Origin of the sequence: Niallia sp. FSL M8-0099 (assembly GCF_038006945.1) — a bacterium.
Lineage (GTDB): Bacteria > Bacillota > Bacilli > Bacillales > Cytobacillaceae > Niallia > Niallia circulans.
Genome location: NZ_JBBOWF010000002.1, coordinates 340,080 through 364,151, shown reverse-complemented (window position 1 = coordinate 364,151; position 24,072 = coordinate 340,080). Strand labels below are relative to the sequence as shown.

The window sequence follows — 24,072 nt, the reverse complement described above, 5'->3', positions numbered from 1 at the left end:
TTTATTTTTTTTTAATAAACTCAATGTTCGTCATGGATTTTCTTATGGATGACCTCTTCTTCTAATAAACTAATGAAAGCTACTAACACCCCTGAAATCAAGGAGGCAATAGTAAAAACGGTTAAACCAGTCAGTATATAAAAAAGAGTCGTCGCAAAGACAGTCAACAAACAGCAATAGATGATGGAGTTTACATATAAGGTGTTTTTCATTTAGAACCTTCTTTCCGCTAATCTTTATAATGTAGTATATGTCCGAATAATGAAATATACTACCGTTAAAAAGGCAAAAGGATGATTGCCCTTTTTTATTAATAAAGGGGATAAGCCCTCACTGATTTTATAAAAAAGCATATCTAATAAGTATAAAGAATAGCTTGTATCACCTTCTTAGAAGCTGAATACACAGCATATTCTTTATACCGTAACCCCATAACCTCCTCTCACTTTGGGTATAGCCGTACGTTTGGCTATACCCCTTTTTTTTGGAAAAGGATAAAAATTGCTTAAATACACTGTTTTTTGTAAAATAGGTATAAACAACTATTTAATTTATAACAATTTATTAATATTGGATATTAATAGGTCTTATTACATAATTGTTAAAGTTTTATCTTGGTATAAAAACAGCTATATATAACTATAGGGTAAGAAGGAGAATATATATGAAGAAACGAAGTATTTTTCGCAGTTTACGAACAAAAATGATTGTGATTATCTTTTTTGCTACATTATTTAGCACCATGATATCCTTTAAGCTAAATGAGATGATTCTAGAAGCCGGCTTCTTCCCACAAGAATTCAGTATTTTTGTTAATACTGTCATTAATTTAATTTTTGTAACTGTTATTGTCGCATTATTTACACGGAGAATCATTATTTCTCCTCTGAAAAAATTATTGCATTCAACAAAGAAAATTACAGAAGGCGAATTAGATATTGAAATTCATAAAGCTTCTAATGATGAAATTGGCCAACTAACAGATGCGTTTATTTTGATGAAAGAATTTATTCGCAACTTAGTACAAAAAGTGAATGAAACATCTGAACAAATAAATGCTTCTGCCGAAAAGCTGACTGCTAATACAGTGGAAACAAACCATGTATCAGAGCAGATTTCAGCTGCCATTCAAAGTGTTGCTGCTGGTTCTGAAGAGCAGACAAAAGGAATGGATTTCATTGTTGATTCGGTTGCTGTTGTGAATAATGAAATTAAAGATATTGCGAAGAATACAGAAGAAATGGTGAAAAGCACTCATAATACTGTATTGAAAGCTAAAGAAGGACAAGCAGTTGTTGATAATACTGTAACGCAAATGAGTTTGATTCAAAATTCAGTGCAAGAATCGAATGACTCTATTGTATTATTACAAGAGCGTTCCCAGGAGATTGGTCAATTTTTAAATGTTATAACAGAAATTGCTGATCAGACAAATTTATTGGCATTAAATGCAGCCATCGAAGCTGCTAGGGCTGGCGAAGCAGGCAAAGGGTTTGCAGTAGTAGCAGAGGAAGTAAGGAAATTGGCAGAACAGTCCAATCAGTCCGCTGAGCAAATCGCTGTTCTGGTAAATGAAATTCAAAAAGATACTCTATCTTCTGTTAAAACAATGAAACGAGTGACAGAGGAAGTAAAAGACGGCATTGATATTACCAATGATACAAAAGAAAAGTTTACGATAATTTCGGAATCGATGTTATCCATGAGTCAGCAAATGGAAAGTATTTTAGAGGCTGCTCATAAAATTTCTACGAATATAGTAGAGGTTGCAGGTTCGGTAGATCAAGTTACTGGCATTGCCAAGGAAAACAGTCAAAATTCCATGAACGTGTCAGAAGCCTCTCAGGAACAACTGGCGGCAATGGAAGAAATCACTTCCTCCACTAAATCATTAGCTAAAATTGCAGACGATTTAGTGGAGTTGACAAAAACCATACATGTAGAAGGCTAAATAAGAGAGTGGTCAAAGTAGCAGTTAACATCCCAGAATATTTTCTGGGTGTGGAGCTAATTTGATCATTCTCTTTTTTTGGGGGAAAATAAAAAGAGTAAGTTATATGACATTTTAAACAGTTTTTTATTAATTTGGTTAAAGTTAGAAATGAAAATAAATAATTTTATAAAAATGATTGTCGAAAGTTGTTATTTCATGCAAATACAAATATAATGGAGAATTGTAAATGTGTGTGAATGACTCTATTTATTTAGGGGTAAATATAAATGGTGAAAAATGATTATTTCTGAATGGAAGAATGATAAGCTGTTAAAAGTTTTACTGAACAAGGAGCAATGACAATATGTCCCCAAAAAATTCATCGAAAATAGATTATACACTTGTTCTAATATTAATGCTTCTATGTTTAACTAGCCTTATTGCTATATATGGAGCAAACTCATCCTATGTGTTAAAGCAAGTTATGTATTATGTAGTTGGTATAGGTATTATTATTGGCGTAATTCGTTTAGATTCGGATCAGTTGAAGAAACTGACCTGGTATCTGTATGCTTTTGGTCTATTCTTATTGGTAGTGCTTATATTCGCCCCATCCAGTATTGCCCGAGAAATTAATGGTGCCAAAAGTTGGTTCACTTTACCTGGTTTTTCTCTGCAGCCTTCTGAGTTTGTAAAGGTATTTTTAGTACTGGCACTATCAAGAATCATTGTAGATCATCAGGAAAAGTATATAGTAAAGACGATACAAAGTGACTTTTTTCTCTTATTTAAAATTGGAGCTGTAACGGTACCTCCACTTCTTCTTGTCATGAAGCAGCCAGATTTGGGAACCTCCTTAGTTTTTCTTGCTATTATGCTGGGGATGATTTTTATATCCGGTATTTCCTGGAAGATTTTAACGCCGATTTTTTCTAGTTTTGCTGTGATTGCAACAGCTGTCCTCTACCTTGTTATTTGGCATCCAGATTGGATTACCATGTATTTTGGAGTGAAGGAATATCAGATGGGAAGAATTTATTCCTGGTTAGATCCCTATACATACCAAAGTACAACGGGATATCACTTAACACAGTCTTTGCTTGCAATTGGTTCTGGCCAGACAACGGGAAAGGGTGTTGGCACAAGTGAAGTAGTGCTTCCGGAGAATCACACTGATTTTATTTTTAGTGTAGTCGGCGAAGAATTTGGCTTCATTGGAGCTAGTATTATTATTAGTTTATTTTTCTTGCTTATTTATCACATAACAAAAGTTGCCTTAGAAACAAAAAATACTTTTTATACTTGTATGAGCGTAGGGATTATTAGTATGCTTTGTTTTCATGTTTTCCAAAATATTGGGATGACGGTAGGAATTCTTCCTATTACAGGGATACCACTCCCTTTTATTAGCTATGGAGGTAGTTCCTTGATGGGAAATATGCTTTCGATGGGATTGATTTTTTCCATTCGATATCATTATAAAAAATATATGTTTTCTAGTGATGAATAACGGTTTTTATTTAACGACAAAAAGAGGCTGACAGGGAAGCAGCCTCTTTTTGTGTATTCTTTCTCGATTCTTTAAATGAGGGGGAAAGAAAAGGAAAGAATATCAATTATGGGAAGTTAAATGATATTGATAATCATTATCATTAGGTGTACTCTTATAATAGAGCAACTCAATCACGTTGTCAATGAAAATCGAAGGGGGAATAGAAATTGGACGAGAAATTTCAAGAGGAGTTTGACGCCTTATTGAGTAATTATACGGAATTACTTCTTGGAGAAGAGAATGAGGAATTAAAGGAAAAAGTGCAAATATGGATGCTCTATACCTATATGTCCAAAAATATGCCAGGTTTAGTAAAACATTGGAATGCTAAATTCCCTGATGGGAAACAAACAATAGTTCAAATTATATCGGAAATAAAAAAAATGAATGAGATAAGAAAACAAAATCAAAAATAAAACATATGCTATAAAGAAAGCTGGACAAAGCGTAAAAAAACACCACCCATAACAATGTGTTTGGGTGGATAAAAAATGAGAGTTTTACTGAATAGTGGTGTTTCCATATGGAAATTGGTTACTGTATCCTTTGAATTGCTGATAAGATTGCTGGATTTTTTGTTGCTCAGCAGCTTCAAGCTTATACCATCCTTTTTGAAACATTAAATCATACAATTCTCTTTGCATATTTTGTGTTTCGGTAAAAATGGATAATAAATCTTGATAGAGTGTTTCATTACTAGCTTCGTTTAAAGCTGTTGAATAAGCATCAGTCATGTATTTTTCTGTTGAAAGCATGTCGTTAGTAAAATCGCGATCATTCATTTGCGGTGTTTTGGGAACCTGTGACTCAGGGTTTTGAATTGGCTTTTGTTGATCCATTTTCTTTGTCCTCCCTCATAAAATCATTGTTTTAGTAAGATGATTGCTTATTCAAAGTCCTTTACGAAGAAAAGGTGCTCATTCTACAAAAGGCATAGTCAACTAAAAAAGGTTTGGCAATCTCTTTAGCAGAATGAGCAAAATTGAATAAACAATCACTAATTTTTTTCGTTACTATCTATTGCTGTTGCTGTACCATTGGCTGACTATTAGTATCTAAGTGACTAAGTATTCTTTCATAATGATGCTGATGCATTTGTCCACATTTCTCAAGCTGAGATTTAATTGCCGGATCTTGGGCATTTTGTGCAAAAAAATGCGCTTTTTTCATTGCTAGTAAATTCCAAGAAAGCATATCTGTTAAGTAAAGGGAATCTTTGACTGTTACCATAACAGGTGGTTTCATCATCATCCCGTTAGGTTGTGTCATATTAGTTGGTTGCTGCTGCATCAAAATCGACCTCCTGTTAAACTATTGCTTTTTATATTGATTATTTTGACTGTTAACTTTTCCGCCACCATCTGTTTCAACTGTTGGACCAGCGTTACCTTTTACACTTGCCGCACTAACTCCTGCTTTAGAAGGGTTCTTCTTAAGACGAGCCATTTATTTATACACCTCCCTTTACTATTTCTTTACTAGCATTTCCTATTTTTCTTATTTAATGAGTACACGGCATGGAGAAAAAACGAATAATTTGACACAATTATTGTTAAAAATCACGTCACTTGGACGTACAAAGAGTAATGGAGCCTTTTTAAAGCCATTTGAAAACCATCAAATTTTAATACATTTTTCAAGGAGGATGCATGGTGAAAGAGATAAAATCAGCTGCGGTTATTGGTTCTGGAGTTATGGGGGCAGCGATTGCAGCACAATTTCTTAATGCAGGAATTTCTACGGTTCTGCTGGATATCGTGCCAACTAAGTTATTAGCAGAAGAAATAGAAGCAGGACTTACATTAAAAGATAAGGTTGTGAGGAATCGATTTGGCAGGCTTGCTATTGAAAAAATGAAATCAGAATCCCCCAGCCCGCTTACATCTTTAAATAATTTAGCGCAACTAACAATTGGGAATCTAGAAGATGATTTTGCCTTATTAAAAGAATCAGATTGGATTGTGGAAGCAATTATTGAAGATATGCAAATAAAGAAGGAACTCTTTAAAAAGATAGATCAGTACCGTAAAAAAGGATCTATTATCAGCAGCAATACTTCTGGTATATCGATTAACCAGATGAAAGAAAATCTTTCTCCAGATTTTCAGGCCCATTTTTTAGGTACACACTTTTTTAACCCACCTCGTTATATTAAATTACTTGAAATTATTCCTACTAAAGTTACTGCCTCAAATGTTGTAAAAACAATCAGTCAATTTGCAGAAGAAGAATTAGGAAAGGTAGTAGTAAAAGCGAATGATACTCCTAACTTCATTGCAAATAGGATTGGTTCCTTTGCTTTTTTAAATATTGTAAAAGAAATGATAAAGGCAGACTTAACAATCGAAGAGGTTGATCAATTAACAGGTCCACTAATTGGTCGTCCAAAAAGTGCCACCTTTCATACGCTAGATATGGTTGGATTAGACACTTTTTATCAAGTTATTCATAATATGCAAGGAAAAATGAATGACACAGAAGAAATAGAGATGTACCAAATTCCTGTTTTATTAGAAGAAATGCTTAAGAAAAAAATGTTGGGCAGAAAGGTACAAAAGGGATTTTATCGAAAAACGGAAGAGGGGCTACAAGTTCTAGATTATCGTACATGGACGTATAAGAATTTGACTGGAATGAAAAAGAAAGCAGCGAAACAATCGCTTCCTCTATTTTTAGAACAAAAAAATCCAAAAGCACAATTTCTCTGGAAAGGAATTGCTCCATTTTTACTGTATTCAGCCAAAATGGTTGGGGAGATTTCCGATTCTATTTATGAGATAGATCAAGCTGTTCAGTCTGGATTTAATTGGAGAAATGGGCCGTTTCGTTTATGGGATGAACTATCACTAAAATCTACAGTAGAACGAATGGAAAAAGATTCAAGAGAGATTCCTGGATGGATTAAAGAAATGTTGGATCAAGGATTTGAATCCTTTTATAAAGAGATTAATGGAGTAGAACATTATTACCATCAAGGCAACTATCTGCCTATTCCAAAAAGTGAGGACCAAATATGCATACAAGAATGGAAGAAGCAAAGAGGCGTGCTTCTTTCCAATAATGGAGCAAGTTTAATGGATATCGGAGACGGAGTATTATTACTGGAATTACACAGCTCCAATATGAGCATTGGCATGGATATTCTTGCGATGATTGATAAGGCGATCGAAAAAGTAGAGTCAGAAGCATATAAGGGGCTGATTATAGGCAGTGAAAAAAAGAACTTTAGTCTAGGGGCTAATTTAGCTTTAATGCTATTAGAAGCCCAAAATGAGGATATTGTAGAGCTGCAGATAGCCGTCCGCCGTTTTCAGCAAGCCATGAAGCGCATAAAATATTGCCAGAAGCCAGTGGTAGCTGCCCCTTATCAAAAAACATTGGGAGGAGGAGCAGAAATTTGTCTGGCGGCAGGTAAGGTGCAAGCATCGTTAGAAACGTATCTGGGACTAGTAGAAACAGGGGTAGGGCTTATCCCTGGCGGAGGCGGAACAACAGCCTTATATTGCAATAAGTGGCAGGGAAATCAACAACTTTTACCAGAGGAAATGCTGAAGCTTACTGTAGAAGTATTTCAGACCATTTTGACTGCTAAGGTAGCTGCCTCTGCGGTTCAAGCGAAAGAACTAGGCTTCTTAACAGAGAGAGATGGGATAACTAATAATGATCGATTTTTATTAAGAGATGCAAAAAGAGCAGTTCTACAATTAGCGGATGAAAAGTTTCAAGCGGCTAAAAAAGAAAAGATTATGGTTACAGGTAAAAAGGGTTATGACTTCTTAATGAAAGAAGTTGATAAACTTAAAAAAATAGGTTTTATCTCAGAATATGATGCCGAGATTGCCAGCAATCTTGCTACAGTTCTTACAGGTGGCAGTGTAGAATTTGGTACATTAGTGGAAGAGGACTATTTATTAGATTTAGAGAGAGAAGCGTTTATCCAATTAATACAAGAGCAGGAGACACAAAAAAGAATGCTTTATCTATTGCAAACAGGAAAACCATTAACGACGAAAAAGATATAATATTTTTATCATAAACATTAAGTGCTGGAAGAAAGGAAGGATAGGATTACTATGCAAAAGGGTGGAAGTTTTTTAACGGAACAGGTCACCACAGACGCAATTTTTACTCCAGAGGATTTTACAGAAGAGCATCAAATGATTGCAGAAATGACAAGTGAGTTTGTTCAGAAAAAAGTACTACCTCATTTGGCGGAGATGGAAAATCACCAATTTACAATAACAAAACAGCTGATGGAAGAGGCAGGGAATCTGGGTCTGTTAAGTTCAGATATTCCAGAACCGTATGGCGGTTTGGGTTTAGATAAAATCAGCACAGCCATTATTTCTGAAAGAATGTCTGTTGCAGGGGGATTTTCTGTAACCCATGGGGCTCATATAGGGATTGGTTCATTACCAATTGTTTTATTTGGAAATAAGAAGCAGAAGGAAAAATATTTACCGGATTTAGCCGTTGGTAAAAAAATCGCCTCCTATGCGTTAACGGAACCTTCAGCAGGATCGGATGCTCTTAGTATAAAAACAACTGCAGTCTTAAATAAGGAAGGCACGCACTATTCCCTTACTGGCGAAAAACAGTGGATTACTAATTCAGGAATTGCAGATGTCTTTATCGTCTATGCAAAAGTAAACTCAGAACATTTTACTGCGTTTATTGTAGAAAAAGACTTTCCAGGTGTTTCAATAGGGAAAGAAGAAAATAAATTAGGAATCAAGAGCTCTTCCACCTGCGCCGTTCGTTTTGATCATGTCGATGTACCAGTGGAAAACGTGCTAGGAGAGATCGGAAAAGGCCATTTAATCGCACTAAATATTTTAAATATTGGTCGCTATAAGCTTGGTCTGGGAGCAATTGGTGCTAGTAAAGAAGCATTAAAAAAGACGATTGCTTATACGGATAAGCGGATGCAATTCTCGGCTCCATTATCTCATTTTCCGCTTTCGCTTGAAAAGTATGCAACAATGGCAGCATATATTTACGCGGCAGAAAGTAGTGTCTATCGTACAGCAGGATTACTGTCCTCAGCCATGGATGGAGTAGATGCAGATATAGAATGGACACTAATGGCGAAAATCATAAATGAATATGTTATAGAGTGCAGCTTAAATAAAATTTTTGCCTCGGAAGTATTAGATATGGTAGTAGATGAATGTGTGCAGCTCCATGGTGGCAATGGATTTATGGAAGATTATGATATTGCTAGAATGTATCGCGATTCGCGTATCAACCGCATTTTTGAAGGAACAAATGAAATTAATCGCTTATTAATTCCTCCTACCTTAGCTAAAAAGAGTTTAAAAGGAGAAATCCCATTGTTGGCACTAGCCAAAATGACGGAAAAGGAAATGCTCTCCTTCCTACCGAAAGAGCCGGATGATAAGCTGCTATCCCAAGAAAAAATGCTTCTTTCCAATACTAGAAAAATCAGTTATCTGCTATTTGGAATGATGTTGAAAAAATATAAAGAAAAATTGGAAGAGCAGCAAGAGATTATGGTCAATCTAGCAAATATTTTTAATGCTGTATTTGCAATGGATTCTTGTATTTTAAGAACAGAAAAGGCAATGGGGAAAAATGGGCAAGAAGAAAAACAAAAATTATTATATACCGAAATATATTGCCAAGAGGCCTTTCAACAAGTAATCACAGAGGCAATAGACACGTTAGCATATATGCTGAGCGGTGATGAACTAAGATTAGCACTATCTGTATTAAAGAAATATACAAGATACACACCAAAGCCAATCATTGCAAGGAAAAGAGAGGCTGCTAAACATTTATTAACAGCTGGAGAGTATCTTGGGTAAGGCGTAATCATAAATAGTCAAACAGGTTCTTCTGGAATAAACGAATCAGAAGAACCCTCTTTTTAGTCAATTGATTGAGGGATTCATCTAGTTTGATTCTGTCGTAATCTATCCTGCTTAAAGAAATAGCTGAAAAATGCAAGAAAGGAAATAACAGTTGGCACAAGTGGGCACTGATTGAAGTTTTACTTTATATCAAATTGTGATAATATTTAGTTGAATGTTTCAAAATACATAGATTATGGGTGATGGAATGAAAGTTACTTTTTATTGGTATCCAAAATGCTCAACTTGTCGCAAGGCGAAAAAGTGGCTGGATGAAAATCATGTGTCATATGAAGAAGTACATATTGTGGACAATCCTCCTTCTCGTGCGTTATTAGAGGATTTGTATAAAAAAAGTGGCCTTGAATTAAAGAAATTCTTCAATACTTCAGGTCAGAAATACAGAGATCTTGGATTAAAGGATAAAATAAAGGAAGCGTCGGATGAGGAATTACTAGATTTGCTTGCTTCTGATGGCATGTTAATTAAACGCCCTTTAACTACAGATGGAAATAAAGTAACATTAGGCTTTAAAGAAGAGATGTTTAAAGAAAGTTGGGCTTAAGCGACCTGCTTTTTTTAATAGTAACTCTGTTTAACAGAGTAAAAATGATAAATACGGAGGGGTTATAATGGCAGTACCAAAGGATTTGCGATATTCAAAAGAACATGAATGGGTAAAAGTTGAAGGAGATAACGCACGTGTAGGGATTACATATTTTGCACAATCTGAATTAGGCGATATCGTATTTGTTGAACTACCAGAAGTAGGCGATGAAGTAACAGCAAATGAACCTTTTGGAAGTGTAGAATCTGTTAAGACAGTTTCTGAATTATATGCTCCTATCAGCGGAAAAGTAGTTGAAGTAAATGAAGAGCTTAGTGACAATCCAGAATTTGTGAACGAATCTCCTTATGAAAAAGCATGGATGGTTGTTATTGAGCCAAGTGATAAAGCGGATATTGACGCGCTTATGTCAGCAGAGCAGTATGAAGAAATGACAAATGAAGGCTAATTTAATGTAGAGACCGGGATAAAGATATTTCAACCACCTATTAATCCAAACAAGTATACGGAGATGCTAATAAAAATTTTCGTATACTTGTTTGGTTTTTTTAATTTTTAGGAGAATATAAAGGGGCGATATGTCTATCTATCACCGATATATACCAGAAAACCTACTTCTTTCTCTTCCTGTTTGAATATGTTAAAGTAAATGAAATAACTCCTTTAGGTGATCAATATGAAAAAAGTAATCATTGTTGAAGGCAAATCAGACAAACAAAAAGTAGAGAAGATTGTGCGTGAACCAGTCGATATTATTTGTACGAATGGAACAATTGGAGTTTCAAAGCTGGATGAATTACTAGACGAGCTAATGGATAAAGATGTGTATATCTTAGTGGATGCAGATAAGTCAGGAGATAAGATAAGAAAACAGTTTAAACGAGAACTTCCTGAAGCAGAATTCCTTTATATAGATCGCAAATATAAAGAAGTTGCTGCCTCTCCTGAATGTCACTTAGCAACCCTATTATTACAAGCTGATATTGAGATTGAAGCAAAATATTTAGATACAAGGATGAATGGATTATGATAGATTGGAACCTTGATCAATGGGAGAAACAAGTAAAGGATACAGATGCTGCCTTTCTTTACTTGTATACTCCTCTTTGCGGTACGTGTATGGTTGCATCAAAAATGTTGACAGTATTGCATACAATGAAGCCAGAGTTGAATTTAGGAAAAATGGATTTAAATTATGCCCCCGGTTTAGCAGCAAAATATGAGGTAGAAAGTGTTCCCTGTCTAGTTATTATGGAAAAGGGGGAGTTAAAAGAAAAAGTATATCGCTTTGAATCAGTCCCTCATTTAGTAGAAGTTATCCATAATTATATAAAATAAGCAGGACATGGACATTTTCATGAAAGGGTTATATTAGAGTGCCAATTCCATTAAACGGATGCTGCCCTTAAAAAGCTGGCATGGTTAAAAGCATCAATCGCCTTTTTTATAAAGATTACTTTTAAAAAAGGTTTTTTTCTGCTGCTGCAAGAATAAGTAATATAAGATTGTTCGGCAGAAAGTAGGAGATGCTTTTGCAGGATTGGATGAAATATTTTGTAGAAAAGCTGAATCGGAAAGAATCGTTAAAACCATTATTACGAAACGCTTCGCTTTCCTTAGTGTTAACATGTCAAAATGAATCCTATTATATGGAGCTTAAGAACAATCGCTTTTCATGGAGAAGGATGAAGGATGATGATAATCCAGATATATGGTTAACGGGGGATATGACTAGTATTAGCCTCGTTATGGAAGGCGAGTTTCTTCTTAGAGAAGCAAAAAAGAATGGATCTATTCAATTAGAAGGCTCCTTAAGGAAAATCCTCTTACTTGAATCTTTGTTTTTCTTAAGCCGTTCACGTTCAGTTCCCCACACTGGATAATAGTTTTGATGTTTACCTGGAATCCGCCTTTGCTAACAAAAAGTGAAGGTATTTCGGGTTATTTTTTTTGAAAGAATTTTTCCCCATATTGGTTTTAAATCCAAGCTTTCTCATTGAATTAATTATGTCAGAAAATCTAACTTATTTTAATTGAAAATTCAGAAAAGAAATTATGTTAAAAAAGGTGTTGACAGTCATTTCGGGAAATGGTAAATTACATCTATCATATTAACGATTTTTACATTTCATATAAATAACGAAACTCTTATCAAGAGAGGTGGAGGGATGTGCCCTATGAAACCCGGCAACCGTCAGTATACTGAAACGGTGCCAATTCACACAAAGCGTCATGCTTTGATAGATGAGAGAAAGGGATATTAATCATAATAAAAACCTTTCTGCTCTTCTTGCAGAAAGGTTTTTTTGTTATCTGGAATGATATGATATGCTTTGTTAAAAACTATTTAAATATAGTGATCGATAGAGTGATTTTAAATAAGAAGTAGGTGAATACATTGATTAATGTAAACTCAGTAAAAAAAGTATACTCCTCTAGAAGTGGGAAGGTCACTGCGGTTGATCACGTGGATTTAACCATCGATTCAGGAGAGATATTTGGAATAATCGGATATAGTGGTGCAGGTAAAAGTACATTAATCAGAATGCTGAACGGATTGGAGATTCCTACTGCTGGAAGTGTGTCGGTTGCAGGTCACGAAGTTTCTAAAATAAAAGGAAGCAAACTTCGTAAGGCGAGACAAGAAATCAGTATGATATTTCAACATTTTAATCTGCTATGGTCAAGAACTGTAAAAGAAAATATTGCTTTTCCTTTAGAAATAGCGGGAGTAAAAAAATCAGCAAGAGACAAGAAGGTATTAGAACTCATCAAACTGGTTGGATTAGAAGGACGAGAAGATGCTTATCCTTCTCAATTAAGTGGTGGGCAGAAACAGCGGGTTGGGATTGCAAGAGCACTTGCTAGTGATCCGAAAGTACTTCTCTGTGATGAAGCAACCTCAGCATTGGATCCACAAACAACAGATGCCATCTTAGATTTATTAGTGGACATTAATAAACGTCTTGGTCTTACTATTGTGTTGATTACCCATGAAATGCACGTTATTCGCAAGATTTGTCATCGAGTGGCAGTGATGGAAGACGGGAAGGTAGTAGAAACAGGACCAGTGATTGATGTATTTAAGCAGCCAAAGAAAGAAATTACGAAACGTTTTGTTCAACAAGTAATTGAACCAGAAGAGGCGAAGGATACGATTGAACACTTAATAGCGCAATATAAAACAGGCAGTATTGTCATGCTGGGATTTGTCGGCGAAAGTGCTGAACAGCCTGTAATCACCAATCTCATTCGAACTTTTGCTGTTTCTGTGAATATCATTCAAGGGAAAATTTCCCCGACACAGCATGGATCCTATGGAACATTATATATTCATTTAGATGGAGAGAAACAAGAAATAGAAAAAGCTATTCAATATCTTCATGCGCAAGAAATTAGTGTGGAGGTGATTGAAGGATGATGGAAAGATTATTGCCAAATGTAGATTGGGAAATAATGTGGAATGCCACGAAAGAGACCCTATTTATGACTGGATTCTCGATTATTTTTACCTTTATACTTGGAATTATTCTTGGGATTACGCTGTTTTTAACCGATAAAGGGAATATGTGGAATAATGTATTTTTTAATAGAATCATCAGTGCAGTCGTGAATATTTTCCGTTCCATTCCTTTTATTATTTTATTAGTTCTATTAATCCCATTAACAACTTTACTAATCGGGACAATGATTGGACCGAAAGCGGCGCTGCCTTCTTTAATCATTGGTGCTGCTCCATTTTATGCAAGACTTGTGGAAATTGGCCTTCGAGAGGTGGATAAAGGTGTTATTGAAGCGGCAAAGTCAATGGGAGCAAAACCAACTACTATTATCTTTAAAGTTCTTTTGCCAGAATCTATGCCAGCACTTGTTTCAGGAATTACGGTTACTACAATTGCATTAGTAGGATCGACCGCAATGGCTGGAATAATTGGTGCCGGCGGTCTTGGGAATTTAGCCTATTTACAAGGATTTCAACGAGGTAATGGTGATGTGACACTTGTTTCAACTGTTATTATTTTAATCATTGTTTTTATCATCCAATTTATTGGTGATTTTATAACAAAAAAAATAGACAAAAGATAAGGAGAAAAACACATGAAAAAATTATGGTCTTTACTGATTGCATTAACATTTGTATTTGTGCTTGCGGCATGCGGCAGCTCTAATGATGATAGCAAGGAAAACGGCGCTTCTAACAGTGACAAAGAATCAACTAAATTAGTAGTAGGTGCTTCCAATGTACCACATGCTGAAATTTTGGAAAAAGCAAAACCAATTTTGAAGGAAAAAGGAATTAATTTAGAGATCGTTCCTTTCCAAGATTATGTATTGCCAAATAAAGCTTTAGAATCAAAAGAAATTGATGCAAACTATTTTCAACATATTCCATACTTAAACCAACAAATTAAAGAAAATGGTTATGATTTTGTAAATGCAGGTGGAATTCATATTGAGCCGATGGCTGTATTCTCTAAGAAATATAAGAGTTTAGATGAGCTTCCAGATGGAGCAACCATTATTTTTAGTAACTCTGTTGCTGAACATGGCCGTGTACTGTCTCTTTTAGAAAAAGGTGGATTAATTAAGCTTAAAGATGGAATTGATAAAGTAAATGCAAAGATTGAAGATATTGCGGAAAATCCGAAAAATGTTAAATTAAAAGCAGATTATGAGCCAGCGTTACTTCCACAAATTTTTAATAATAATGAAGGGGATGCAGTTGTTATTAATGCCAACTATGCATTAGATGCTGGCTTAAACCCTGTGAAAGATTCTATTGAAATCGAAGGAAGCGAATCTCCATATGCGAATATCATTACTGTTCGTAAAGGAGACGAAAATCGTGAAGATATTAAAACTTTAGTAGAAGTACTGCATTCTAAAGAAATTCAAGATTTCATTAATAAAGAGTATAAAGGTGCAGTTGTACCAGTTAGTGAATAATAAGTAAGAAGATGTTCCTATAAAAGATTAAACATATAGTATATATCCAATTGAGAATTAAGTTGATTCTATTAATAATGGATATAGCATGTGTAGAAGTCTTTATAGGAACATTTTTTATTTTTGTATGATCAAATAATATTTAGCGGAATCGTCTTCCAATAAGTACTAGGGCTAAATTTATTTCGTGTATAAATACTAAAACGAAACTATTCAAGTGAATATATTTTTGAGTCTATCGTTATCGTTTATGCCAGTGAATTGTTCGGGACCGTAATAAGGAGAGAAATTATTTTAAAGAAAGCAAACTCATGCGAAATTATAAGGAATCAAGCGTATTTATTTGTTTCATGCGAATTTTCCTTATTGAACGGGAAGCAATAGGTTGCTATCAGATTTTATTTGTTATAAGATTAGAATGATAATAAATTGATAATGAAGTTTCGACAATTTTGTGAACAAAACTTCTTTTTACTATGGAGGTATATAATATGAGTCAACCTAAATTAGTCATTAATGATTTACATGTTTCAATCGAAGAAAAAGAAATTATTAAAGGTCTTAACTTAGAAATAAAGGGTGGAGAAATTCACGCAATCATGGGGCCAAACGGAACGGGTAAATCAACATTATCTTCTGCAATCATGGGTCACCCAAAGTATGAAGTAACAAGCGGTGATGTAAGTCTTGATGACGAAGATGTATTAGAAATGGAAGTAGATGAGCGCGCGCGTGCAGGTCTATTTTTAGCTATGCAATACCCAAGTGAAATTAGTGGTGTAACAAATGCAGACTTCTTACGTTCTGCTTTAAACAGCCGTTTAGGTGAAGGGAATGAAATTTCTTTAATGAAATTTATCCGTAAAATGGATGATAACATGGAGTACCTAGAAATGGATCCAGATATGGCACAACGTTACCTAAATGAAGGCTTCTCTGGCGGGGAGAAGAAACGTAATGAAATTCTTCAATTAATGATGTTGAATCCAAAAATTGCGATCTTAGATGAAATCGATTCTGGTTTGGATATCGATGCATTGAAAGTTGTTTCAAAAGGAATTAACAAAATGCGTGAAGAGCGTAAAGAAGAGTTCGGCTGCTTAATTATCACTCACTACCAACGTTTATTAAACTACATTACTCCTGACTACGTTCATGTAATGATGCAAGGTCGTATTGTTAAATCTGGTGGACCTGAGCTTGCTCAACGCTTAGAAGCAGAAGGATATGACTGGATTAAAAAAGAGCTTGGTATTGAAGACGAAACTGTTGAACAAGAAGCGTAATTGTTAGGAGGATTGACCAATGACAACGGATATTAAATTACCATTTGACCAAGAGTATCTTTCCTCTTTTTCGAAAGATATGAATGAACCTTCTTGGCTGACAGAGCTGCGTGTAAATGCTTTACAACAAGCAGAGGCTCTTCCGATGCCAAGACCGGACAAAACAAATATTAAAAACTGGAACTTTACCCAATTTGAAAAGCATATTGTAAGCAGTGAAGATTTTTCAGATGTAAGTGATTTACCAGAACAAGTAAAAGCACTTATCGATTTAGAAAAAAATAAAACACTTTATATCCAAAGAAATAACCGTCCAACTTTTTTAGCTGTTTCTAATGAATTAAAAGAAAGCGGCGTAGTTTTCACTGATATTTTCACAGCTGCAAGAGAATACAGTGACTTACTGCAAAAATACTTTATGAAAGATGCTGTAAAGATAGATGAGCATAAATTAACGGCTTTACATGCAGCCCTTTTAAATGGTGGAGTATTCTTATATGTTCCTAAGAACGTAGTAGTAGAAGAACCAATTCAATCCATTTTCTTACATGATGACAAGGAAGCGAACCTTTTTAACCATGTTATTGTAGTGGCTGAAGATAATAGCTCTGTTGTTTATGTAGAAAACTATGTTTCTACTGTGGATCCTGAAGAAGCAGTATTCAATATTGTGACAGAAGTAATAGCCAATGCAAATGCAAAAGTTCAATATGGTGCTGTTGATAATCTAGCGCATGGGGTTACTACGTATGTAAATCGCCGTGGTGTTGCAGGTCGTGATGCTAAAATAGAATGGGCATTAGGCTTCATGAATGACGGTAATACGATTTCTGATAATACAACATATTTGATGGGTGATGGCTCATATGGCGATACGAAGTCTGTAGTAGTTGGACGCGGCGATCAAAAACAAAACTTCACTACAAAAGTAGTTCATTACGGTAAGAGCTCTGAAGGCTATATCTTAAAGCATGGTGTAATGAAAGATAAAGCTTCTTCCATCTTTAACGGAATTGGTAAGATTGAACATGGTGCAACAAAAGCAAACGCTGAGCAAGAATCTCGTGTTCTAATGTTAAGCGAAAAGGCTAGAGGCGATGCGAATCCAATTCTGTTAATTGATGAAGACGATGTAACGGCAGGACATGCAGCATCTGTTGGTAGAGTAGATCCTTTACAATTGTATTACTTAATGAGCCGTGGTATTCCACAACATGAAGCAGAAAGATTAGTTATTCATGGTTTCTTAGCTCCTGTAGTAGAACAATTGCCAATTGAAGGTGTGAAAAAGCAATTAGTTGAGGTAATTGAAAGGAAAGTAAGATAATGGATAGCAAACATATTCGTTCTTACTTCCCAATTTTAAACCAAGAAGTCAACGGACATCCATTGGTTTATCTTGATAGTGCAGCTACCTCTCAAAAGCCAGTCCAGGTAATTGAAACAATCGAGAACTACTATCGAGAATATAATTCCAATGTTCATCGTGGCGTTCATACCTTAGGCACAAGAGCGACAGATGCTTATGAAGGAGCAAGGGAAAAGGTAAGAAAGTTTATCTCTGCTTCTTCCATCGAGGAAATTATCTTTACTCGTGGTACGACAACTGCGCTGAATACAGTTGCACAAAGCTATGCGATGGAAAATGTAAAAGAGGGGGATGAAATAGTCATTACCCCGATGGAGCATCATAGTAATATTATTCCTTGGCAGCAAGTTGCCAAAAAAACAGGAGCAACACTTAAATATTTGCCGCTGCAAGCAGATGGAACAATTGCACTTGCCGATGTTGAAAATACAATCACGCCAGCAACAAAAGTAGTTTCCATTACCTATGTTTCAAATGTTCTGGGGGTTATCAATCCAATAAAGGAAATTGCGGCTATTGCTCATAAAAATGGAGCTGTACTCGTTGTAGATGCTGCACAAGGAGCTCCACATGTAAAAATCGATGTGCAAGATTTGGATTGTGATTTCCTTGGATTCTCTGGACATAAAATGTGTGGTCCAACAGGAATTGGGGTACTTTATGGAAAGAAACATCTTTTAGAAAATATGGAGCCAATTGAATTTGGTGGAGAAATGATTGATTTCGTCGGATTATATGAGTCGACTTGGAAAGAACTTCCGTGGAAGTTTGAAGCTGGAACGCCAATCATTGCAGGGGCAATCGGTTTAGGAGCAGCCATTGATTTTCTCGAAGAAATTGGCTTAGAGAATATAACCGAACATGAGCATAAATTAGCAGCATATGCATTGGAGAAATTGTCATCTATTAATGGTTTAACTATTTATGGACCGCAAAACGCAAATAACCGTGCTGGCGTGATCACCTTTAATATTGAAGATGTTCATCCACATGATGTTGCAACAGTATTAGATGCTGAAGGAATTGCCGTACGTGCAGGACATCACTGTGCACAACCATTAATGAAATGGCTAAATGTTTCTGCAACCGCTCGAGCAAGCTTTTATCTTTATAATTCAGAAGAAGATGTTGATAAGCTTGTGGAAGGGATTGGCAAGACAAAGGAGTATTTTAGCGATGTCTTTTAATAATTTAGATTCACTTTATAGAAGTGTAATTATGGATCATTATAAAAATCCCCGGAATAAAGGAGTTCTTGAAGGCAGTTTGACTGTCAATATGAATAACCCTACTTGCGGGGACCGTATCCTTCTTACAATGAAAATTGAAGATGGGATTGTCGCTGACACAAAATTCGATGGAGAAGGATGTTCCATAAGCATGTCTTCTGCATCCATGATGACACAAGCAATTAAAGGGAAAACAGTCGAACAAGCGTTAAAAATGTCTGAGTCATTCTCTGAAATGATTCAAGGTAAAGACTACGCTGATGATATGGACCTGGGGGATATTGAGGCACTTCAAGGTGTTAGTAAATTCCCAGCAAGAATTAAATGTGCAACATTAGCTTGGAAGGCTATGGAAAAAGGCGTAAATGAAGGATTAGATTCATAATTTACTACCAAGGTTGCATGTAGAATGGAGGAAAATGAAATGGCAAAAAAGATGCCCGATATTGGGGATTATAAATATGGATTTTCAGATAAAGACGTTTCTATCTTTCGTTCTAAACGTGGATTAACGAAAGAAATCGTTGAAGAAATTTCAAAAATGAAGGCTGAACCACAATGGATGCTAGACTTTCGTTTGAAAGCATTAGAGCATTTTTACAACATGCCAATGCCACAATGGGGCGGCGATCTCTCTGCTTTAAACTTTGATGAAATTACGTATTATGTAAAGCCATCAGAGAAAACAGAAAGATCTTGGGATGAAGTTCCAGATGAAATCAAACAAACATTTGATAAGCTTGGTATTCCAGAAGCTGAGCAAAAATACTTAGCAGGTGTATCTGCTCAGTATGAATCTGAGGTTGTTTATCATAATATGCAGGAAGATCTTGAGAAAATGGGAATTGTTTTCAAAGATACAGACTCTGCATTAAGAGAAAATGAAGATATTTTCCGTGAGCATTGGGCAACTGTTATTCCACCTACGGATAATAAGTTTGCTGCTTTAAACTCAGCTGTATGGTCTGGTGGATCTTTCATTTATGTTCCAAAAGGAATTAAAGTAGACACGCCATTACAAGCGTATTTCCGTATTAACTCCGAAAATATGGGTCAATTTGAAAGAACATTAATCATCGTGGATGAGGGTGCAAGTGTACATTATGTAGAAGGCTGTACAGCACCAGTTTATACAACGAACTCTCTTCACAGTGCCGTTGTTGAAATCATTATTAAAAAAGACGCATATTGCCGTTATACAACGATTCAAAACTGGGCAAACAATGTATACAATCTAGTAACAAAGCGTGCAGTTTGCGATGCTAATGCTACAATGGAATGGATCGATGGAAATATTGGTTCTAAATTAACGATGAAATACCCTGCTGTCATCTTAAGAGGTGAGGGAGCAAGAGGAATGACTTTATCTATCGCTCTTGCTGGTAAAGGACAACACCAAGATGCTGGAGCAAAAATGCTTCACTTAGCTCCAAATACATCTTCTACAATTGTTTCTAAGTCTATTTCGAAACAAGGCGGAAAAGTAACATACCGCGGTATCGTTCACTTTGGACGTAAAGCAGACGGTGCTCGTTCTAATATCGAATGCGATACGTTAATTATGGATAACAAGTCTACATCTGATACAATTCCATACAATGAAATTTTAAATGATAATATTTCATTAGAGCACGAAGCAAAAGTTTCAAAAGTATCAGAAGAACAATTATTCTACTTAATGAGTAGAGGTATTTCGGAAGAAGAGGCAACAGAAATGATCGTAATGGGCTTTATCGAGCCATTTACAAAAGAATTACCAATGGAATATGCAGTAGAGATGAACCGTCTGATCAAGTTCGAGATGGAAGGCTCTATCGGTTAATATATCCAGTAAAGAAGATGAACTATTGAGGTTCGTCTTCTTTTGTTTTTGTCAGGAAGAAAATATTTTTAGCTGCATATGAACTATATTGCATTCCCAAAATTAGTGTGTTATATTAGCCTCAAGTACTTATTAAAGAAGTTTAATAAGTTTTATTTTGCTCACTTATTAAATATCTTTAATAAGTTGGATGGAAAGGAGGGAAATAAAGTGGATGCGACGCCAAAATCTATGAAAAATATTATCCAGCAAAATATTCGTCAACTTCTTTTAGCAAATGGAAGTGCTACGAAGGTGGAGTTGAGTGATAAATTAGGAATTAGTTTCCCAACTATTAGCAAATTTACGGCGCAGATGGAAGAGAATGGAGAATTACAATCAGCAGGTTTAGATGATTCAAGTGGCGGCAGACGAGCGAAGCGGTATACATATAATCCTGAATATATGTTGGGGCTAGCTATTTTTTTAGAAAAGACTGAAACCAATTATATTGTGTTTAACTGCCTAGGGGAAGAAAAGGAGACTGGCAAAATTTCCAGTGCATTAAGGGATGACAATGTTAAATTACTGATCGAGTACGTGGAAGCGCTACAAACACAATATCCGAAGATTAGCTCTATCTCTATTGGGGTGCCTGGTTCGGTTGATAATGGTCGAATCATCTACAGTCCTGATTATGAATATCTTCACGATTTTGATTTAAAGGGATACTTAGAAAATTATTTTTCGATTCCAGTGGTCATTGAAAATGATATGAATGCAGCAGTATTAGGTTATCAAGATCAGCAGGAGAAAAAGAACGATAAATCACTTGTTTATCTCTATTCTGGCCAAAATGGTCCAGGAGCTGGAATTATCGTAAATGGAAAGATTGTACGAGGGAGTACTAATTTCGCAGGGGAAGTATCTTTTGTTCCGCAATATAATAACCGAAACTTTGGACAGACCTTTACAAATGGAAAAGTGTTCTTTTCAAAGGAAGATGAAGTAGATGCCATAAGTAGATTAATTGCTTCCTTTGTGGCAATTATTAACCCGCATGCGGTTATTTTCTGTGATGATGAAGTCACTCAAACCACAATCAACCAAATCAAACAACAAAGCTCCACCTATATTCCGGCAGAGCATCTTCCTGAATTTAGAATGAGTGACTGGAAGCAAGATTATTTATATGGGTTACAAAGACTTGGACTCGATTTAATCATTACAGGAATAAGTAGTAAAACAAATGAATAGTTTGCAGAAAGCTTACAGAGTGGGGGTTAACTATTGGCGACATTCTTTTTAGTAATCATCTATTTGGCTTTTATCAGTTTAGGTTTGCCTGATTCTTTATTGGGAGTGTCATGGTCTTTAATGCAAGTGGAATTTAAGGCACCCCTTGAAACTGCAGGAGTACTGTTTATGACAATTGCAGCGGGGACGATTATTTCCAGCTTTATTAGCGGTATAGTGCTGAAAAAATTCGGAACTGGAATGGTTACATTTGTAAGCTGCTTTATGACAGCGGGAGCTCTATTAGGGTTTCATTTTGCCCCATCCATTATATGGCTGTTTATCTTTGCAATCCCGCTTGGATTAGGTGCAGGTGCTGTAGATACGGGTTTAAATAACTATGTGGCAAGTCATTACAAAGCGCACCATATGAGCTGGCTTCACTGTTTTTGGGGAGTTGGAGCTACGCTTGGCCCGATTATTGTAGCACAGTTTATATCTAGAGATAATTCTTGGCGAAGTGGTTATTTTGCCATCGCATGTATTCAATTTATTTTAGTTGTCATTTTGCTTTTCACACTTCCCTTATGGAAAAAGATAGAAAGGATCCCTAAGCAGGAGAACGAGTATAAAAGAGATGATTCAACTAGTACATTGGATGAAACATATTTGGAAAATCAAAAGCCTTGGCAAATAAGAGGGGTTAAGCTAGCTTTACTTGCATTTTTATTTTACTGCGGGGCGGAAGCGGCAGTTGGGCTTTGGGGAAGCAGTTTTCTCGTAAATGTTAAAAATTTATCGATAGATGTAGCAGCCAAATGGGTTTCCTTATTTTATGCAGGAATCACCATTGGAAGATTTATCACAGGCTTTATTACATTAAAAATGAGTAATAAAAGGTTAATAAGATGGGGACAAATAATTGCGTTAGTTGGTGCAGTTCTATTATTTTTGCCATTCCCTGTTCTTTTTTCACTGGCAGGCTTTATTATGATCGGTTTAGGTTTAGCGCCGATATTTCCGTGTATGCTGCATGAAACACCATTACGTTTTGGAAAGAAACATTCCCAAACCATAATGGGTTATCAAATGGCTATTGCCTATACAGGCAGTACCTTTCTTCCTCCCATTCTGGGATATGCTGCAGCCAAATCAACAATAGGAATTTTCCCTTTTGTTATTGCAGGCTTTATTGCCATTATGCTATGGGGATCGGAAAGGTTAAATGGAGTATTGCATAAAAAAGAAATAAAAAGGGATACAGCGCGTGTAATTTAAGCTAATTAAAGAAGGAGTGACAGGAACATGAAAATAGAACATGTTGCAATATGGGTGAAAGATTTAGAAGGAATGAAGACATTTTATACAACCTATTTTGGTGGGAGAGCAAATTCGAAATATCAAAATAGAGAAAAGAAATTTGAATCCTATTTTATATCGTTCAAGGAAGGAGCTCGCTTAGAACTTATGCGGAAAGCTGGGATCGATAAGGATGATTCAAATGATAGAGTTGGCTGGGCGCATATTGCTATTTCATTAGGAAGTGAAGAAGCAGTTAATCAACTGACGGAACGATTGCAAAAGGATGGTTATTTGTTAGTTAATGGGCCTCGTCTAACAGGGGACGGCTATTATGAAAGTGTGATAGAAGATCCGGAAGGAAATCTTTTAGAGTTGACGGTTTAATGTGGATAGAAAGGAATGATAAAGTGAAAACAGAAAAAGAAAAAATGGTAAATGGAGACTTCTATAATCCAGCAGATCCAGAATTAATAAAGGATAGAAGTAATGCGCGAAAGCTAACAAGAGTATTTAATGAATCCATTGAAACAGAAGATGATATTCGGTCCGTCCTATTAAAACAATTATTTGGTTCCACAGGAACTAATATATTCATAGAACCAACCTTTCGTTGTGACTATGGATATAACATCCATGTAGGGGAAAACTTCTTTGCTAATTTTGATTGTGTGTTTTTGGATGTTTGTGAGATTAGAATTGGGGATAATTGCTTTATCGCCCCAGGAGTACATATTTATACAGCGACACATCCTGTAAATGCTCAAGAGAGAATAGCAGGAATTGAGTACGGAAAGCCGGTGAATATCGGAAATAATGTCTGGGTGGGAGGAAGAGCAGTTATCAATCCCGGAATAAGTATTGGGAATAATGTGGTGGTTGCATCTGGTGCAGTTGTGACAAAGGATGTACCAGATAATGTTGTTATTGGTGGAAATCCGGCAAGAATTCTAAAAAAAATAGTTGAGTAGAATACCAG

General features: G+C 35.7%; 26 protein-coding genes and 1 riboswitch. Of the genes, 22 read left to right on the top strand and 4 right to left on the bottom strand.

Annotation, left to right across the window (positions count from 1 at the left end):
* Nucleotides 1–20: 20 nt before the first annotated feature.
* The gene (locus NSQ92_RS16740; RefSeq protein ID WP_141231662.1) at nt 21–212 is read right to left on the bottom strand and encodes a hypothetical protein; all 192 of its coding nucleotides are present in this window, start codon (nt 210–212) and stop codon (nt 21–23) included.
* A 452-nt stretch (nt 213–664) separates the two neighbouring features.
* Between NSQ92_RS16740 and NSQ92_RS16735 the strand changes: the two genes are divergently transcribed.
* The 3 genes from NSQ92_RS16735 to NSQ92_RS16725 all read left to right on the top strand — a co-directional run bounded on the left by NSQ92_RS16735 (nt 665) and on the right by NSQ92_RS16725 (nt 3,901).
* Nucleotides 665–1,951 carry a methyl-accepting chemotaxis protein gene (locus NSQ92_RS16735; RefSeq protein WP_053215673.1) on the top strand — a complete coding sequence of 429 codons (1,287 nt, stop codon included), beginning with the start codon at nt 665–667 and terminating at the stop codon, nt 1,949–1,951.
* 346 nt (nt 1,952–2,297) lie between these two features.
* Nucleotides 2,298–3,443, top strand: a complete 1,146-nt coding sequence (gene rodA / locus NSQ92_RS16730) for a rod shape-determining protein RodA (RefSeq protein ID WP_047942284.1) — start codon at nt 2,298–2,300, stop codon at nt 3,441–3,443.
* A 209-nt stretch (nt 3,444–3,652) separates the two neighbouring features.
* Nucleotides 3,653–3,901: a DUF2573 family protein gene (locus tag NSQ92_RS16725; protein WP_047942283.1), complete on the top strand. Its 249-nt coding sequence runs from the start codon at nt 3,653–3,655 to the stop codon at nt 3,899–3,901.
* Between the two features lie 84 nt (nt 3,902–3,985).
* Here NSQ92_RS16725 and NSQ92_RS16720 read toward each other — a convergent pair whose 3' ends face one another.
* The 3 genes from NSQ92_RS16720 to NSQ92_RS16710 form a co-directional block, all read right to left on the bottom strand.
* Nucleotides 3,986–4,324: a spore coat protein gene (locus tag NSQ92_RS16720; RefSeq protein WP_047942282.1), complete on the bottom strand. Its 339-nt coding sequence runs from the start codon at nt 4,322–4,324 to the stop codon at nt 3,986–3,988.
* Between the two features lie 178 nt (nt 4,325–4,502).
* The gene (locus tag NSQ92_RS16715) at nt 4,503–4,775 is read right to left on the bottom strand and encodes a hypothetical protein (RefSeq protein ID WP_047942281.1); all 273 of its coding nucleotides are present in this window, start codon (nt 4,773–4,775) and stop codon (nt 4,503–4,505) included.
* Nucleotides 4,776–4,796: 21 nt separating this feature from the next.
* Nucleotides 4,797–4,931: a YuzL family protein gene (locus tag NSQ92_RS16710; protein WP_082138326.1), complete on the bottom strand. Its 135-nt coding sequence runs from the start codon at nt 4,929–4,931 to the stop codon at nt 4,797–4,799.
* Nucleotides 4,932–5,134: 203 nt separating this feature from the next.
* Here NSQ92_RS16710 and NSQ92_RS16705 point away from each other — a divergent pair, with 203 nt between their 5' ends.
* The 19 genes from NSQ92_RS16705 (at nt 5,135) to NSQ92_RS16615 (ending at nt 24,064) form a co-directional block, all read left to right on the top strand.
* Entirely contained in the window at nt 5,135–7,507 is a 2,373-nt protein-coding gene (locus tag NSQ92_RS16705; protein WP_341152968.1) for a 3-hydroxyacyl-CoA dehydrogenase/enoyl-CoA hydratase family protein, read from the top strand.
* Between the two features lie 51 nt (nt 7,508–7,558).
* On the top strand, nt 7,559–9,313 hold the full coding sequence (locus NSQ92_RS16700; protein ID WP_251688392.1) for an acyl-CoA dehydrogenase family protein: 1,755 nt from the start codon (nt 7,559–7,561) through the stop codon (nt 9,311–9,313).
* Between the two features lie 253 nt (nt 9,314–9,566).
* Nucleotides 9,567–9,923: an arsenate reductase family protein gene (locus NSQ92_RS16695; protein WP_047942278.1), complete on the top strand. Its 357-nt coding sequence runs from the start codon at nt 9,567–9,569 to the stop codon at nt 9,921–9,923.
* Nucleotides 9,924–9,990: 67 nt separating this feature from the next.
* Nucleotides 9,991–10,374 carry a glycine cleavage system protein GcvH gene (gcvH, locus tag NSQ92_RS16690; protein ID WP_047942277.1) on the top strand — a complete coding sequence of 128 codons (384 nt, stop codon included), beginning with the start codon at nt 9,991–9,993 and terminating at the stop codon, nt 10,372–10,374.
* A gap of 228 nt (nt 10,375–10,602) precedes the next feature.
* A complete protein-coding gene (locus NSQ92_RS16685) occupies nt 10,603–10,956 on the top strand; it encodes a toprim domain-containing protein (protein ID WP_082138325.1) in 354 nt (117 codons plus the stop codon).
* Nucleotides 10,953–11,264 carry a thioredoxin family protein gene (locus tag NSQ92_RS16680; RefSeq protein ID WP_047942275.1) on the top strand — a complete coding sequence of 104 codons (312 nt, stop codon included), beginning with the start codon at nt 10,953–10,955 and terminating at the stop codon, nt 11,262–11,264. The genes NSQ92_RS16685 and NSQ92_RS16680 overlap by 4 nt, the downstream gene beginning before the upstream one ends.
* A 194-nt stretch (nt 11,265–11,458) precedes the next feature.
* A complete protein-coding gene (locus tag NSQ92_RS16675; RefSeq protein ID WP_172866040.1) occupies nt 11,459–11,809 on the top strand; it encodes an alkyl sulfatase C-terminal domain-containing protein in 351 nt (116 codons plus the stop codon).
* Nucleotides 11,810–12,071: 262 nt separating this feature from the next.
* Nucleotides 12,072–12,177: riboswitch (SAM riboswitch) on the top strand.
* Nucleotides 12,178–12,324: 147 nt separating this feature from the next.
* Entirely contained in the window at nt 12,325–13,347 is a 1,023-nt protein-coding gene (locus tag NSQ92_RS16670) for a methionine ABC transporter ATP-binding protein (RefSeq protein WP_047942273.1), read from the top strand.
* Nucleotides 13,344–14,012 (top strand): methionine ABC transporter permease, encoded by a 669-nt coding sequence (locus NSQ92_RS16665; RefSeq protein WP_047942272.1) that lies wholly within the window; start codon nt 13,344–13,346, stop codon nt 14,010–14,012. The genes NSQ92_RS16670 and NSQ92_RS16665 overlap by 4 nt, the downstream gene beginning before the upstream one ends.
* A gap of 12 nt (nt 14,013–14,024) precedes the next feature.
* Nucleotides 14,025–14,873: a MetQ/NlpA family ABC transporter substrate-binding protein gene (locus NSQ92_RS16660; protein WP_047942271.1), complete on the top strand. Its 849-nt coding sequence runs from the start codon at nt 14,025–14,027 to the stop codon at nt 14,871–14,873.
* Between the two features lie 491 nt (nt 14,874–15,364).
* Nucleotides 15,365–16,159 carry a Fe-S cluster assembly ATPase SufC gene (gene sufC / locus NSQ92_RS16655; RefSeq protein WP_047942270.1) on the top strand — a complete coding sequence of 265 codons (795 nt, stop codon included), beginning with the start codon at nt 15,365–15,367 and terminating at the stop codon, nt 16,157–16,159.
* A gap of 19 nt (nt 16,160–16,178) precedes the next feature.
* A complete protein-coding gene (sufD, locus tag NSQ92_RS16650) occupies nt 16,179–17,486 on the top strand; it encodes a Fe-S cluster assembly protein SufD (RefSeq protein WP_095259305.1) in 1,308 nt (435 codons plus the stop codon).
* Nucleotides 17,486–18,715: a cysteine desulfurase gene (locus tag NSQ92_RS16645; RefSeq protein WP_341152967.1), complete on the top strand. Its 1,230-nt coding sequence runs from the start codon at nt 17,486–17,488 to the stop codon at nt 18,713–18,715. The genes sufD and NSQ92_RS16645 overlap by 1 nt, the downstream gene beginning before the upstream one ends.
* Nucleotides 18,705–19,142, top strand: coding sequence for a Fe-S cluster assembly sulfur transfer protein SufU (sufU, locus tag NSQ92_RS16640; RefSeq protein ID WP_047942265.1), 438 nt, complete (start codon nt 18,705–18,707; stop codon nt 19,140–19,142). Before NSQ92_RS16645 ends, sufU begins: the two co-directional genes overlap by 11 nt.
* A 39-nt stretch (nt 19,143–19,181) precedes the next feature.
* A complete protein-coding gene (gene sufB / locus NSQ92_RS16635) occupies nt 19,182–20,579 on the top strand; it encodes a Fe-S cluster assembly protein SufB (RefSeq protein ID WP_047942264.1) in 1,398 nt (465 codons plus the stop codon).
* Between the two features lie 231 nt (nt 20,580–20,810).
* Nucleotides 20,811–21,815 (top strand): ROK family transcriptional regulator, encoded by a 1,005-nt coding sequence (locus NSQ92_RS16630; RefSeq protein WP_341153292.1) that lies wholly within the window; start codon nt 20,811–20,813, stop codon nt 21,813–21,815.
* A gap of 33 nt (nt 21,816–21,848) precedes the next feature.
* The gene (locus tag NSQ92_RS16625) at nt 21,849–23,072 is read left to right on the top strand and encodes an MFS transporter (protein ID WP_341132929.1); all 1,224 of its coding nucleotides are present in this window, start codon (nt 21,849–21,851) and stop codon (nt 23,070–23,072) included.
* Between the two features lie 27 nt (nt 23,073–23,099).
* Entirely contained in the window at nt 23,100–23,480 is a 381-nt protein-coding gene (locus NSQ92_RS16620; protein ID WP_047942262.1) for a VOC family protein, read from the top strand.
* 23 nt (nt 23,481–23,503) lie between these two features.
* Complete coding sequence (locus tag NSQ92_RS16615; protein WP_047942354.1) at nt 23,504–24,064, top strand: maltose acetyltransferase domain-containing protein; 561 nt, start codon at nt 23,504–23,506, stop codon at nt 24,062–24,064.
* Nucleotides 24,065–24,072 lie beyond the last annotated feature (8 nt).

Coding starts and splice junctions, on each gene's coding strand:
- NSQ92_RS16685 (WP_082138325.1), top strand. CDS start 10,603: ATGAAAAAAGTAATCATTGTTGAAGGCAAATCAGACAAACAAAAAGTA.
- NSQ92_RS16735 (WP_053215673.1), top strand. CDS start 665: ATGAAGAAACGAAGTATTTTTCGCAGTTTACGAACAAAAATGATTGTG.
- NSQ92_RS16740 (WP_141231662.1), bottom strand. CDS start 212: ATGAAAAACACCTTATATGTAAACTCCATCATCTATTGCTGTTTGTTG.
- rodA (WP_047942284.1), top strand. CDS start 2,298: ATGTCCCCAAAAAATTCATCGAAAATAGATTATACACTTGTTCTAATA.
- NSQ92_RS16680 (WP_047942275.1), top strand. CDS start 10,953: ATGATAGATTGGAACCTTGATCAATGGGAGAAACAAGTAAAGGATACA.
- NSQ92_RS16710 (WP_082138326.1), bottom strand. CDS start 4,931: ATGGCTCGTCTTAAGAAGAACCCTTCTAAAGCAGGAGTTAGTGCGGCA.
- NSQ92_RS16720 (WP_047942282.1), bottom strand. CDS start 4,324: ATGGATCAACAAAAGCCAATTCAAAACCCTGAGTCACAGGTTCCCAAA.
- NSQ92_RS16705 (WP_341152968.1), top strand. CDS start 5,135: ATGGTGAAAGAGATAAAATCAGCTGCGGTTATTGGTTCTGGAGTTATG.
- gcvH (WP_047942277.1), top strand. CDS start 9,991: ATGGCAGTACCAAAGGATTTGCGATATTCAAAAGAACATGAATGGGTA.
- sufC (WP_047942270.1), top strand. CDS start 15,365: ATGAGTCAACCTAAATTAGTCATTAATGATTTACATGTTTCAATCGAA.
- NSQ92_RS16695 (WP_047942278.1), top strand. CDS start 9,567: ATGAAAGTTACTTTTTATTGGTATCCAAAATGCTCAACTTGTCGCAAG.
- NSQ92_RS16665 (WP_047942272.1), top strand. CDS start 13,344: ATGATGGAAAGATTATTGCCAAATGTAGATTGGGAAATAATGTGGAAT.
- NSQ92_RS16660 (WP_047942271.1), top strand. CDS start 14,025: ATGAAAAAATTATGGTCTTTACTGATTGCATTAACATTTGTATTTGTG.
- sufD (WP_095259305.1), top strand. CDS start 16,179: ATGACAACGGATATTAAATTACCATTTGACCAAGAGTATCTTTCCTCT.
- NSQ92_RS16630 (WP_341153292.1), top strand. CDS start 20,811: ATGAAAAATATTATCCAGCAAAATATTCGTCAACTTCTTTTAGCAAAT.
- NSQ92_RS16620 (WP_047942262.1), top strand. CDS start 23,100: ATGAAAATAGAACATGTTGCAATATGGGTGAAAGATTTAGAAGGAATG.
- NSQ92_RS16700 (WP_251688392.1), top strand. CDS start 7,559: ATGCAAAAGGGTGGAAGTTTTTTAACGGAACAGGTCACCACAGACGCA.
- NSQ92_RS16645 (WP_341152967.1), top strand. CDS start 17,486: ATGGATAGCAAACATATTCGTTCTTACTTCCCAATTTTAAACCAAGAA.
- sufU (WP_047942265.1), top strand. CDS start 18,705: ATGTCTTTTAATAATTTAGATTCACTTTATAGAAGTGTAATTATGGAT.
- sufB (WP_047942264.1), top strand. CDS start 19,182: ATGGCAAAAAAGATGCCCGATATTGGGGATTATAAATATGGATTTTCA.
- NSQ92_RS16715 (WP_047942281.1), bottom strand. CDS start 4,775: ATGCAGCAGCAACCAACTAATATGACACAACCTAACGGGATGATGATG.